Here is an 11831-nt window from a genome sequence, read left to right on the forward strand (position 1 = left end):
GCTATCAGTTAAGAGTTATCCCATGCGCATTGCCATTCTTCAGCGTGACCCCCTCATGCGCCAGTCGATCGAAAAGGTCCTCATGAGCGCCAGCCATACGTGCATCGTCTATGACGACGGCCTGACCATGTCGAAAGCGCTCGCTCGTTCCACTGTGGATATGCTGGTGCTGGACTGGCAAGGCAGCCGCCTGTCAGGCGCCGAAGTCCTGAGGTCGGTGCGCGCGGTTGGCGGCGACCGCCTGCCGGTCCTGTTCGCTTCGACGGAGACGTCGGAGGACAGCGTGGTGCGTGCCTTTGCCAGCGGTGCCGACGACTATGTCGCGCTGCCGTTGCGCCCGGGCGAGTTCCGCGAACGTGTTACGGCGTTGCTGCGCCGCGCCTATCCAGACCGTTTCAACGCGGCGAGCTTCGATATCGGCCCCTACCATTTCGATACGCATCGCCAGCTCGTCATGCTGCGCGGCCAGCCGGTGCAGCTATCGGGTACGCAATACCGGTTGGCGTCGCTGTTCTTTTCCAATATCGGCCGCGTGATGTCGCGCGACCATATCTTTGCGATGGTGTGGGGCCGTGAATTCCGCGAGTTCACCCGCACGATCGACAGCCATGTGTCGCGCCTGCGGTTGCTGCTCGAGATCGAGCCGCAAAACGAATTCCGGCTGCAACCGGTCTACAAGAGCGGCTATCGCCTGCTGCATCTGCGGCAAGGCGAAGCGGGTGCGCAAAAGCAGGCGGCCTGAACTTGCCGCAACTCAAACTTGCGGCAGCGCCGGCCGGGTTTCAATCGCCCGGCGGATCAACGCTTCAACGGCTTTGCGTTCATCCCCGGCCAACGGCAGGCGCGGCGGCCGCACCGGCTCCGTGCCAAGCCCGACGATCGTCTCTGCCAGCTTGATGTTTTGCACCAGCTTCGACGAGACGTCGAGCGCGAGCAGGGGCGCGAACCAGCGATAGATCGCGCGCGCTTCTTCAAGACGGCCCGCCTTCAGCAACTTGTAAATCACCACCGTCTCGCGCGGAAACGCGCATACGAGACCGGCCACCCAGCCATGCGCGCCCATCAATATCGCTTCCATCGCGAGATTGTCGACCCCGCACAGAATCGCGAAGCGGTCGCCGACCACGTTGATCAGGTCGGTCACGCGCCGCACATCGCCGCATGATTCCTTGATCGCGACGATCTTCTTTTCGTCGGCGATTTCCGCGAACATCTCGGGCGTCATGTCGACGCCATAGGCAAGCGGATTGTTATAGATCATCAGCGGCAGCGCGCTTGCATTGGCGACGCTGCGAAAGTGGTGGAGCGTTTCGCGCCGGTCCGACAGATAGCGCAACCCAGGCAGCACCATGAAACCAGCCGCGCCGTGCTCACTGCCGGCTTCGGCCTGGCGGCATGCGTCGAGCGTGCTGTTCTCGGCGATCGTCAGCAAAACCGGCACACGGCCGTGCGAGGCCTCGACGGCGATGTCGAGGACTTGCAGCTTCTCGTCCAGCGAGAGCGTCGACGCTTCGCCGAGCGATCCGCATACGATGATGCCGTTCACACCCGCGTCGATCTGCGCCTCGATATTCTTCCCGGTCGATTCGCGATCTATGCTGAAATCCGCGTGAAACTTGGTGGTCACCGCGGGCCATACGCCTTCCCAGATATGCGCCACGACTGCTCTCCTGAGTGTGTTGAGTCGAAGCGCAGTGTAAGCAGGGAAAATGCCGCCGTCTTGCGTGATTCGCGCGTGGCGGATGACGATTTCAGCATAGTGGCGATGCCTGTAAGCTTAGCGAGATCGGGCAAGCAGACTATTTCAGGACCACATGAAAAGTGCGTCGAAGTCGCATGGGCGGCACTTTACGTGTGTTGTCGAGTGTGGTTTCCATGCGTTGTTCGGGTGTGGACTTTGCCTGTTTTCAAAGATCGAGGCGTGCGAGAACTGGCGCAAATACTATGCCGAAATCGTCACAATCCACGCTTAAGCACACCAAGACTCCACGGGCCGGCATTCCTACCATGTACATCATGAAAACCCTCGACATCATCGACTCGCACACCGGCGGTGAACCGACCCGCCTGGTGGTGTCGGGTGGCCCGGCGCTCGGCGGCGGCACACTGGCGCAGCGTCTCGACGCGTTTCGCACGCATTTCGACGACTGGCGCACGGGCATCGTCACCGAACCGCGCGGCTCGGACGTGGTGGTCGGCGCGCTGCTGTGCGAGCCGGACGACCCCGCGTGCGCGGCCGGCGTGATCTTCTTCAATAACGTGGGCTATCTCGGCATGTGCGGGCACGGCACGATCGGCCTCGTCGTCTCGCTTGCGCACATGGGGCGGATCGGGCCGGGGCGTCATCGGATCGAAACGCCGGTCGGCCTCGTCGAAGCGACGCTCAACGAGGACGGCAGCGTGGCCGTGCGCAACGTGCCGGCTTATCGTTACCGGCAAGGCGTGCAGGTGGACGTGCCGGGCTACGGCAGGTTGACCGGCGACATCGGCTGGGGTGGCAACTGGTTCTTTCTCGTCGCCGACCACGGGCGCACGCTGGAGGCCGCGCGTATCGCCGAGCTGACCGCATTCAGTGCGGCAATCCGCGATGCGCTGATCGCGCAGCGCATCACCGGCGCGGATGGCGCCTTGATCGACCACATCGAACTCTTTGGACCCGGCTCGCGCGAAGGCATCGATAGCCGCAGCTTCGTACTCTGTCCCGGCAATGCGTACGACCGCTCGCCGTGCGGTACCGGCACGAGCGCGAAGATCGCCTGCCTCGCCGCCGACGGCAAGCTCGCCGAAGGCGCGGTGTGGTGGCAGGAGAGCATCATCGGCAGTGTATTCGAGGCGAGCTATCGTCACGCCGGCGACGGTGTCTCGGTGATTCCGACCATTACAGGCCAAGCGCGCATCATGGCCGAAGGGCGTTTGTGTTTCGACGAGCGCGACCCGTTCGCGTGGGGCATCCGCACGGCATGACGGCGGACGCGTTGATCGTCGGGGCCGGCATTGTCGGCGCGGCTTGCGCGGCGGAGTTGGCCGCGCTCGGCCTGCGGGTCGAGGTACTCGACGCACAGGGCATCGGCGGCGGCGCGACGGCGGCGGGCATGGGCCATATCGTCGTGATGAACGACTCGCCCGCGGAATTCACGTTGAGCCGCTATTCGCGCGACTTGTGGCTAGCGCTCGCGCCGCAGTTGCGCAGGCGCGACGCGTTCGCGCGCTGCGGCACGCTATGGGTTGCCGCCGACGATGAGGAATGGCAAGCCGCCCGCATCATGCATGCCGCGTTCGAAGCACAGGGTGTCGCAGCACAATTGCTCGACCCGGCCGAGCTGCGAGCGTGCGAGCCGGCGCTGGCGCATTCGATGGCGGGCGGCTTGCGGATCGAGCACGACAGCATCGTGTATGCGCCCACCGTTGCCGAATGGCTGCTGACGCAATCCTCAGGAGTTCAGAATATCCGTGTGCGGCTCGGCACGCGGGTTACCGCAGTCAGCGCTGGTGGCGTGACGCTGGCCGACGGCGAGCGCATTAGCGCCGCGCATGTGATCGTGGCCAATGGTCTCGGCGCTAAGCAACTGCTGCAGTCGCTGCCGTTGCAGCCGAAGAAGGGTCATCTGCTGATCACCGACCGTTACCCCGACCTCATTCGTCATCAACTGCTCGAACTCGGCTACATCAGGAGCGCGCATCATGCGGCCGGCACTTCGGTGGCATTCAACGCGCAGCCGCGGCCTACCGGCCAGTTGCTGGTCGGCTCGTCGCGCCAGTTCGATACGACCGATCCCGCCGTCGACATGCCAGTGCTCGCGCAGATGCTGCAACGCGCCGCGCACTATCTGCCGGTCTTGCCGACACTCAATGGCATCCGCGCGTGGACCGGCTTCCGTGCAGCGTCGCCCGACGGATTGCCGTTGATCGGTCCGGCAGGCGATTTCTCCCCCGGCGCGTGGCTCGCAGTCGGACACGAAGGTCTTGGCGTGACAACTTCGCTGGCGAGCGCAAAGTTGCTCGCCGCGCAAATCACGGGGAACGCCGCGCCGATTCCTGTCGAGCCGTACCTGCCGGTCCGCTTTGCGCAAAAGGTGGTCCATGACTAACGCCAATGCAACACGCCTCCAGTTGACGATCGACGGTCGAAGCGTCGCGGTCGAAGCGGGTACGACCGTGGCCGCAGCGCTTGTCATGGCGGGCGCGGGCGGCACACGGACGTCGGTCAGCGGCCAGGCGCGCGCAGCACTGTGCGGGATGGGTGTGTGCCAGGAGTGCCGCGTCACGATCGATGGCCGGGCGCATGCGTTGGCATGCCAGACTCTTTGCCGCGAAGGGCAAGTGGTTTGCACGACTGTCGCTACGGCCACGGCCAACGTGGCCAACGCAGCCAACGTGGCCAGCGCAGCCAGCGCAGCCAGCGCAGCCAACGCAGCCAACGCAGCCAACGCAGCCAACGGGACCAACGGGACCAACGGGACTACCACCACGGGCACGCGATGAAGCAGCACTTCGATATCGTCGTAGCAGGCGCCGGTCCGGCTGGGTTGAACGCCGCGCGGACAGCGGCGCGCGAAGGCGCCACGGTCGCGCTGCTCGACGACAATCCGCGCGCCGGCGGTCAAATCTGGCGGCAAGGTCCCGGCCATCCGCCGCAAGCTCAATTACACGCGCTGCTCGAAGCCTTATGCATGCGGACCAATGTCACGTTGTTTGCGTCGACTCGGGTGATCGCGCCTTTGGGTCTGCGCGGGTTGCTGCTCGAGTCGGCTGAGCACGGTAGCGTGTCGATCAGCTACGATCGATTGATCCTCGCAACCGGCGCGCGCGAGCGGCTATTGCCATTCGCCGGCTGGACGCTGCCCGGCGTGACCGGTGCAGGCGCGCTGCAGGCACTCATCAAAGGCGGCATGCCGGTGCGCGGCGAACGGATCGTGATTGCAGGCAGCGGTCCTCTGCTGATCGCCGCGCTCGCCACCGCGCGTGCTGCCGGGGCGCAGGTGGTGGCGGTCGTAGAGCAGGCGTCGGCGCTCGAGGTCGCCCGCTTCGGAATCGCACTATTGGGCGAGCCGGCGAAGTTGCGGCAAGCCGTTACCATGACGCGCGGCTTCGCGGGCGTGCGTTACTGGACCGGCAGCATCGTCCGGCAAGCTCATGGCGATGGCCGCGTCGAACGCGTGACGATCCTGCGCGGCCAGCGAGAGTCAACGCTTGATTGCGACCGCATCGCGTGCGGCTATGGACTCGTGCCGAACATAACACTTGCGCAAGCGCTCGGCTGTGCGATCAACGAAGCGGGCGAGATCGTCGTCGACAGAGAGCAGCGGACCTCAGTGGACCGCGTGCTGGCAGCAGGCGAATGCACGGGCGTCGGCGGCGCGGAACTGGCGGGCGTGGAAGGCGAGATCGCCGGGCTCTCCGCGAGCGGCGCCCCGGCAAGCCATACCCCGGCAAGCCATACCCCGGCAAGCCATACCCCGGCAAGCCATACCTCGGCAAGGCGCACCGCATTGCATGCGCAACGAGCCCGCTGGGGGCGTTTTGCGAGGCGCGTCGATACGGCCTTTGCCTTGCAGGCTGCCGCGCGCACGCCACCCGACGACGCCACGCTGCTCTGCCGTTGCGAAGACGTCAGCCTCGGCGAGGTGCGCGCCTATCCGGATTGGCGCGAGGCCAAGCTGCATACCCGCTGCGGGATGGGCGCATGCCAGGGACGAATCTGCGGCGTCGCGGCTGGGCTGTATTTCGGCTGGCAAGCCGGAGCGCCGCGCCCACCGTTCGGTCCGGCCCAAATCGGCACGTTGATGGCGGCGGGTGCGGAGCCGCCACAGGCTGAATGACGCCGGCGTCCATGCGGCCGCTGGATATCGTCTACAGCCGCGTGGTCCTATAATCGAGCGCAAGCGAGCGCCCGCAAACGCCCGACCGCGTAGTCGCTCGGATGAGGAACGCACCGGCAAATGCAACAGCGAACGCGCCGGGGCATGTACGGGCGAGCGCACCGGCAATGCTCGACCGAAGCTCGACCAAAGCTCGACCAACGCATAACCAACGCACAACCAACGCACAACCAACGCACAACCAACGCACAACCAACGCACAACCAACGCACAACCGCACCGACCACGGAACCCGCATGATGAACACGCTGGCTCATCCGCTCGAACCGGACGACGCAACGCTGTCCGGCATGCTGTCGCATTTCACTTTGCTAGAGCCGGTGTTCGATGCGATGCCGGACGTCGTGTTCTTCGTCAAGGACGCGCACGCTCGCTATGCGCTGGTCAATCGCACGCTGGCTTCGCGCTGTGGCTTCAAGGAAAAGGCAGCGTTGCTCGGCAAGACCGCCGAGGACGTCTTCCCGCGCCGCTTCGGCCGCATCTACACCGCACAGGACAAAGCGATCATCAACGTCGGCAGCCAGATGATCGATCAGCTGGAACTGCACCTGTATCCCGGCCGCCAGCCGGGTTGGTGCCTGACTTGCAAGCAGCCGTTGCGCGATCCGGCGGGGAAGGTAGTCGGCCTCGCCGGCATCTCCCGCGATCTGAAAGCGGACGAAAGCAGTCATCCCGCTTACAGCCGGCTGGCCACCGTGGTGCAGTCCATTCAGGAAAACTACGTGCAGCCGTTAAATCTGAAACAGCTTGCTGCCATGGCGGATATGTCGGTGGCGCAACTGGAGCGCTACTTTCACAAAGTGTTTCATTTGACGCCGCGCCAGGTATTGCTGAAAACGCGCCTTGACGCCGCTACCGCGCTGCTGGTTTCGCACGACAAGGTTACCGACGTCGCCGCGCTCTGCGGCTACACCGACCACAGCGCCTTCACGCGCCAATTCAAGGCGACCGTCGGCATCACGCCGACCGAGTACCGGATGCTGCTGCACGGAACCTCGCGAAGTTGAGCCGCCGCATACATGGTTCGTCGCAAGCATCATTACTACGTCTACGTCGTCGCGCTGGACGATACCGTCTGGAACGAGGCGCGCTTTCGCCGCGCGAATCCGGATTACCGGTTCGACAAGCCGTGCGTCTACGTGGGAATGACGGGACTGGACCCGGATCTGAGATTCGACCGGCACAAGGCTGGGATTCAGGCAAATCGCTATGTGCGCGATTATGGCCTGCGCCTCTTGCCCGAATTGTATGAAGTATTCAATCCAATGCCTTACCGCGGTGCACAGGATATGGAAGTGGAATTGGCGATTGGACTGCGAGAGGCGGGATACGGTGTATGGCAGGCGTAATGAAAATGTAATGGGTGCCTTATTTCACGCCCAGTCCGCGCAACACTGCGTTGCCTTCAGGCGTAAGACGGATATGCGAGTCACCTGCGCCGCCGCAGATCGTTTCGATCAAACCGGCTTCGTGAAGCTGCGGAATCTCGGGTTTCGCGGATGCGTCGATCGGCGCGTGCAGCAACAGCAGCAGCGTCGCCAGTTCGTGGTGGCTCAGCAGGCGGCGCAGAATCGTGGGTCGCTTCGCCGGCGTGTCATTCGTATTGGGGTCGGGCTGGTTCATGGAGCGCACCTTGTGCGGAATAGTGTCGGGTGGATGATGCGGATGAAGTCTTAAACGATTCTTAAGACACATTGTGATGTAACACCGTGACACTATGATTGCATCGGAACAAGTTACCGACCGTTACACATGGCCGATTGTTACCTTTTGCTTACCTTACGGCGCGCAGGTTTTGCTCGCCGATTCAATCCACAGATTGTTCACGTGGCGCTTGCCCGCGTAGAAGCGATAAGTCGTCGCGCCGTTGTCGCTGCGCACCTTGACGATATTCGAATCGCCGAAGTCGAGCATCTGGCCTTGCGGGATTCCGGTCGATTTGAACGCGGCGTTATGGCTGGTCGCCACTTGAGTCAGGCAGGCGACCACGTCGTTGACCGAGCGCTGCGTGGTGGTGTCCGTGACGGGCTCGCCGGCATCCGGATTCTTCTGGAAGTACGCGCAAGCGCTGAGAAGCAGGGGAACTGACAGGACTACGGCAAACTTCTTCATATCTCTCCTGGCGTTTCATTCGGCCGACGGTTCGCGCGGCGCCCGCATGGGCAGAATGCGCACGGCACCGGGCTGCGGATCAGCCGCCATTATATCGGTGCGGCGCACCCGCTCATCCCCTGAAGCATGGGCTGTGCCCGATCCGCCTGAATCCGTCGGCGGCAGGTCGCAAACTGGAGCCCGCAACCGGCAACCGGCAACCGGCAACCGGCAACCGCCACCCGCCACCCGCCACCCGCCACCTCCACCGTTGCAGGCCGCGAACGCCTACTTCCGGCGTTGGGCCTGCGCTGCGAGCCGCACAGCCGCATTGGCCGCGCCATAGCCGTCGTAGCCGCCGCGCCGCTCGACAATCTCCATGAAAAAGCGCTGATCCAGTTGTTCCGTGTAAGCGTGGAAGAACTCGCCACCGCGCTCGTCCCGGTCGTACAGGATGTTGTGCGCGCGCAGCGCCTCGAGCGTTTCGTCCGGCAGTGCATAGCGGGCGGCGAGGTCGTCGTAGTAATTGCGTGGGATGCGCAGCACCGGCAAACCGTCGGCGACGAACTCGGGAATCGCGCTGAAAATGTCGCCGGTGCTGAATGCGACGTGATTCAGGCCCGAGCCGTGGTAGGTGTGCAAGGCCTCGGCCACCGCCGTGTGATGGTCCACCGACGCGTTCAGTACGATGCGCACCGAACCGTCACGACTGCGCAGCGCGCGGCTGCGCACCAGCCCGTACGGGTCGGGCACCAGAACGCCCGGCTCGGCCTGGAAGCCGAGCGCGGTCCGCAGAAACAGTACCCACGTATCCAGCGAAGGCGCCGGCACGGACAGGCAGACGTGGTCGATGCGGGTGAGCGGCCCCACTTCAGTCGGACCGTTGACGTCGGTGAGCACGAAATCGGCTTCGAACAGGGTGGGCTGGTCCGGTGTCTCGTCGACGAAATAGTTCAGGCTGCCGTCGGGCGCCTGCACGGCGGGCAGCACGCGTTCGTTCGGCCCGATCTGGCCGGAGAATGGCGCGTAGCCGAATCCGGCGGCGCGCTCGAACGCCTGATGGGCGTTGTCCACGCGAAACGCCGACGCGCACAGCGACAAGCCATGCTGCTGGAAGAAAGCGTTGGCGAATGAATCCGGTTCGGCGTTCAGCACGATCGACGCCGCGCCGTGCTGGAACAACGTCACATCTTTCGAACGATGCTGGCCGGCCTGGCGAAAGCGCAGCTTGCCGAGCCAGTCGACGAGGTGCGCGCGGGTGGTGTGATCGACCGCGAACTCGAGAAACTGGTAGCCGACGTGCGCCGGCGCGGCGGGCGATTGATAGAGCTCGCCGACCGGCTGCCGGGTGGCTTCGAGCAGCGCGCGGGTCTGTTCCTCGAGGAACAGCAGCGAGCGATGGCCGTCCGCCGCGGTGATGGTGGTCGGTGCGGCGCGAAAACCATCGTTGAATATTTCGAGCGAAAGCGGCCCTGCATAGCCGGTTTTCACGATCTGTGCGGTGAAGCCTGCCAGATCGAAATCGCCCTGACCCGGGAAGCAGCGGTAATGGCGGCTCCATTCGATTACGTCCATGGCGAGCTTCGGCGCATCGGCGATTTGCACGAAGGCGATGCGATCCCCGGGAATATCGGCGATCGCGTCCACCGTATCGTTCAGCGACAGCGTATGAAAGCTGTCGAGCACGAGCCCGAGATTCGGATGATTCACCGCGTTGACGAGCTTCCATGCGTGGCGGTAGGTTTTCACGTGCTTGCCCCACGCGAGCGCCTCATAGCCGGCGATCACGCCGGCCGCTTCGGCCGCGCGGGCGAGGGCGCCGAGCTGGTCGGTCATCAGCGAATCGTCGCCGATGGTGTCGGGCGAGACGTTGCTGCACACCAGAATCCGATCCGTACCCAGTTCGTGCATCACGTCGAACTTGCGCTTGGCCCGATCCAGATTGCGTTCGAGGCGCTCCGGGCTCACCCCGTCGAAATCGCGGAACGGCTGGAACAGCATGATCTTCAACCCGAGATCCTCGGCGATGCGCCGCACGTCGGCGGGCGAGCCGTCGAAATACAGCAGGTCGTTCTCGAAGATTTCGACGCCTTCGAAGCCCGCCGCCTGGATTGCGGCCAGCTTTTCGACGAGGGTCCCGCTGATCGATACGGTGGCAATCGAACGTTGCATGAACGGCTCCTGCAAAAACAATGAAACGGCGGTTAGGACGGTGCCGGGCGGCTACAGTGCCGCGTTCGCATGCCTTGCGGACCGCCATGCTGCAATGCGAAAAATGGTCTAGCTAGTTACCTGTGCTCAGCTGGACGCGGGCATGTAGCTCAAACAATAACGCAATTTTCCGACAGTTTATACAAACTAACTAGATGGTACAAATTCGTATAAACCCCGAATGACGAATGCAGCCAATGCGCGCACACTGTGCTTATGTTGTAGGGCCGCGGCGTGTGCCGTGGCCCGCTTTATGCCTTACTTTGCAGGAGTGCCCGTCATGAGTTTTGCGTCAGTGCTGGTCCTTAACGGACCGAATCTCAACCTGCTCGGCACGCGTGAGCCGACCATCTATGGCTCGGAAACGCTCGACGACGTCGCGCAACTTTGCCGTGACGCGGGCGACCGGCTGGATCTGTCGGTCGACTTCTGTCAGTCGAATGCGGAACACCAACTCATCGACTGGCTGCATGCGGCGCGTACCAAGGTCGACGGCATCGTGATCAATCCGGCGGCTTACACCCATACCTCGGTGGCGATTGCCGACGCGCTCACCGCGATCGAAAAACCCGTCATCGAAGTGCATATTTCAAACGTGCATCGCCGCGAAGCGTTCCGGCATCACTCGTATGTGTCGGCGGTGGCCGATGCGATCATCATCGGTTGCGGTACGCAGGGTTATGTGCTGGCGCTGGAGCGGATGGCGGTCATCCTTAAGAATAGGGCGGCTAAATGAACACACAAGCGAACACACAAGCGAACGCTCAGGCGAGCCCGCAATCGTTTCTCGTCGGTCTGATCGGTTCGGGCATCGGCGGATCGCTCACTCCCGGGATGCATGAAGAAGAGGGCAGCAAGCTTGGATTGCACTATGTGTACCGGCGCATCGATCTGGAAGCGTTGAAACTCGATACCGCAGCGCTCGCCGATTTGCTCGTCGCTGCTGAACGCATGGGCTACAACGGACTGAACATCACGTACCCGTGCAAACAGGCCGTGATTCCGTTGCTCGACGAGCTCTCGGACGACGCGCGCGCACTCGGCGCGGTCAACACGGTTCTGTTCAAGGACGGCAAACGTATCGGCCACAACACTGACTGGTCCGGTTTCGCCCGCGCGTTTCAACGCGGCTTGCCGGACGTTTCGCTCGCGCGCGTCGTGCAACTGGGTGCGGGCGGCGCGGGCGCAGCGGTCGCGCATGCCACGCTGACGATGGGCGCGCAAACGCTCACGCTATTCGACGTGGACGCCGCGCGCGCCGCATCGCTCGCCGCGGAATTGCAGAAGCGTTTCCCAGCCGCCACGGTCAGCGCCGGCAGTTCGCTGGCCGAATCGCTCGCCGCCGCTAACGGCCTGATTCACGCGACGCCTACCGGCATGGCGAAATTGCCGGGCTTGCCCTTGCCGGTCGAATTGCTGCATAGCGGTTTGTGGGTGGCGGACATCGTCTATTTCCCGATCCGCACCGCGCTGTTGCAGGCCGCCGAAGCGCTTGGCTGCCGCACGCTGAGCGGCGGCGGCATGGCGGTGTATCAGGCGGTCGACGCGATGCGCATCTTCACGGGTCTGGAACCCGACGCCGAGCGCGTGTACACGCATTTCCAGTCCTTGTTGCAACGCCCCTGAGGAAGTCTCCCCTTGGGGGATGCC

12 protein-coding genes and 1 pseudogene are annotated in these 11831 nt (G+C 63.6%); 9 read left to right on the top strand and 4 right to left on the bottom strand.

Annotated features, from left to right (window positions below):
• Positions 1–22 precede the first annotated feature (22 nt).
• Complete coding sequence (locus P3T22_RS06880; protein WP_063499830.1) at positions 23–742, top strand: response regulator transcription factor; 720 nt, start codon at positions 23–25, stop codon at positions 740–742.
• Positions 743–754: 12 nt separating this feature from the next.
• On the opposite strand, the gene P3T22_RS06885 is transcribed toward P3T22_RS06880, so the two are convergent.
• Entirely contained in the window at positions 755–1660 is a 906-nt protein-coding gene (locus tag P3T22_RS06885) for a dihydrodipicolinate synthase family protein (protein ID WP_063499829.1), read from the bottom strand.
• A gap of 347 nt (positions 1661–2007) precedes the next feature.
• Here P3T22_RS06885 and P3T22_RS06890 point away from each other — a divergent pair, with 347 nt between their 5' ends.
• The 6 genes and pseudogenes from P3T22_RS06890 to P3T22_RS06915 all read left to right on the top strand — a co-directional run bounded on the left by P3T22_RS06890 (position 2008) and on the right by P3T22_RS06915 (position 7228).
• A complete protein-coding gene (locus P3T22_RS06890; RefSeq protein WP_429324583.1) occupies positions 2008–2964 on the top strand; it encodes a 4-hydroxyproline epimerase in 957 nt (318 codons plus the stop codon).
• Complete coding sequence (locus P3T22_RS06895; RefSeq protein WP_429324696.1) at positions 2961–4088, top strand: NAD(P)/FAD-dependent oxidoreductase; 1128 nt, start codon at positions 2961–2963, stop codon at positions 4086–4088. Before P3T22_RS06890 ends, P3T22_RS06895 begins: the two co-directional genes overlap by 4 nt.
• Positions 4081–4350: pseudogene (locus P3T22_RS06900) on the top strand ((2Fe-2S)-binding protein); the annotation flags it as partial. The gene P3T22_RS06895 and the pseudogene P3T22_RS06900, both read left to right, overlap by 8 nt.
• A gap of 128 nt (positions 4351–4478) precedes the next feature.
• Complete coding sequence (locus P3T22_RS06905) at positions 4479–5819, top strand: FAD-dependent oxidoreductase (RefSeq protein ID WP_429324584.1); 1341 nt, start codon at positions 4479–4481, stop codon at positions 5817–5819.
• 299 nt (positions 5820–6118) lie between these two features.
• Positions 6119–6886, top strand: coding sequence for a helix-turn-helix transcriptional regulator (locus P3T22_RS06910; protein WP_063500822.1), 768 nt, complete (start codon positions 6119–6121; stop codon positions 6884–6886).
• A gap of 12 nt (positions 6887–6898) precedes the next feature.
• Complete coding sequence (locus P3T22_RS06915) at positions 6899–7228, top strand: hypothetical protein (protein ID WP_028194912.1); 330 nt, start codon at positions 6899–6901, stop codon at positions 7226–7228.
• Positions 7229–7247: 19 nt separating this feature from the next.
• On the opposite strand, the gene P3T22_RS06920 is transcribed toward P3T22_RS06915, so the two are convergent.
• From P3T22_RS06920 to P3T22_RS06930, 3 genes are all read right to left on the bottom strand, one after another.
• Complete coding sequence (locus P3T22_RS06920; RefSeq protein WP_063499825.1) at positions 7248–7502, bottom strand: hypothetical protein; 255 nt, start codon at positions 7500–7502, stop codon at positions 7248–7250.
• Between the two features lie 156 nt (positions 7503–7658).
• Entirely contained in the window at positions 7659–7991 is a 333-nt protein-coding gene (locus P3T22_RS06925; protein ID WP_063499824.1) for a hypothetical protein, read from the bottom strand.
• Between the two features lie 267 nt (positions 7992–8258).
• Positions 8259–10142 carry a bifunctional sugar phosphate isomerase/epimerase/4-hydroxyphenylpyruvate dioxygenase family protein gene (locus P3T22_RS06930; protein WP_429324585.1) on the bottom strand — a complete coding sequence of 628 codons (1884 nt, stop codon included), beginning with the start codon at positions 10140–10142 and terminating at the stop codon, positions 8259–8261.
• Positions 10143–10461: 319 nt separating this feature from the next.
• Between P3T22_RS06930 and aroQ the strand changes: the two genes are divergently transcribed.
• Positions 10462–10917, top strand: a complete 456-nt coding sequence (gene aroQ / locus P3T22_RS06935) for a type II 3-dehydroquinate dehydratase (protein ID WP_063499822.1) — start codon at positions 10462–10464, stop codon at positions 10915–10917.
• Positions 10914–11807, top strand: a complete 894-nt coding sequence (locus P3T22_RS06940) for a shikimate dehydrogenase (protein WP_429324586.1) — start codon at positions 10914–10916, stop codon at positions 11805–11807. The genes aroQ and P3T22_RS06940 overlap by 4 nt, the downstream gene beginning before the upstream one ends.
• The last annotated feature ends 24 nt before the right edge of the window (positions 11808–11831 follow it).

The sequence above is a fragment of the Paraburkholderia sp. GAS348 genome, from assembly GCF_050434205.1.
Lineage (GTDB): Bacteria > Pseudomonadota > Gammaproteobacteria > Burkholderiales > Burkholderiaceae > Paraburkholderia.